The organism is Spirosoma harenae, from assembly GCF_054776975.1.
Window position 1 is genome coordinate 1 of record NZ_BAAHBD010000057.1, and the last position, 701, is coordinate 701.

1 protein-coding gene and 1 pseudogene are annotated in these 701 nt (G+C 47.4%); both read right to left on the reverse strand.

The annotated features are described in order from the left end of the window. Window positions 1–480, reverse strand: a 480-nt coding sequence (locus ACYVE4_RS34050) for a helix-turn-helix domain-containing protein (protein WP_461044896.1), incomplete at its 3' end; no start/stop codon positions are given. Window positions 481–493: 13 nt separating this feature from the next. Then, window positions 494–701: pseudogene (locus tag ACYVE4_RS34055) on the reverse strand (hypothetical protein); the annotation flags it as partial.

The following is a 701-nucleotide window of genomic DNA, read 5'->3' on the forward strand; positions in this document are numbered from 1 at the left end:
AGATAATACCAGCCCCAGTTTTTGATCTTGAAATAGCCGGGCCGCCGGAGCGGTGAAGTCAGTTTGCCAAAGCTGATTGGGAGCCGTAGTTGGGTTATAGAACTGATCGGCTGCTTCCATGAGTCGATAAGCAGGCGTAGTGATTAAGCCCCGACTTTTTAGAATACGGTAAACCGTTGATTCCGAGACAAACCAGCCCTCATTGTCAACAATATGACAAGCTAATTCGCGGCAAGACAGATCGGGCCGTTCTAGAGCTAATTCGACCACGCGCCCCTTTTCAGCCAGTGGTAGTTGGTTCCAGGCACTAGTACGACGATAAATAGGATCTGCCAAGCCATCAAAGCCATCCGTTAAATACCGTTTATACCATTGATAAAACGTCGACCGATTGATGCCTAACTCTTTCAAGGTGGCTTTAACGCTCAAAGGGGACTGCTCTACCAAGGTAATGATTTCCATTTTCTCGGACTGAGTCATATGATGGTATCGATTAGTCGTCGGCTTTGAGGCTTTTTTTTAATAGCCTATTTTCCAGACTCAGTTCGGCCACCAGTTGTTTGAGGGCCTCATTTTCGGACTTGATCGATTGCACTTCAGGTGCAGTAGCTTCGCGAGTGGTATCCCCGGCTAATCGCTTTTTACCAGCTTCCAAAAACTCTTTGCCGCTTCGGCGGTCCGATCCAGCGATAATAAATGTT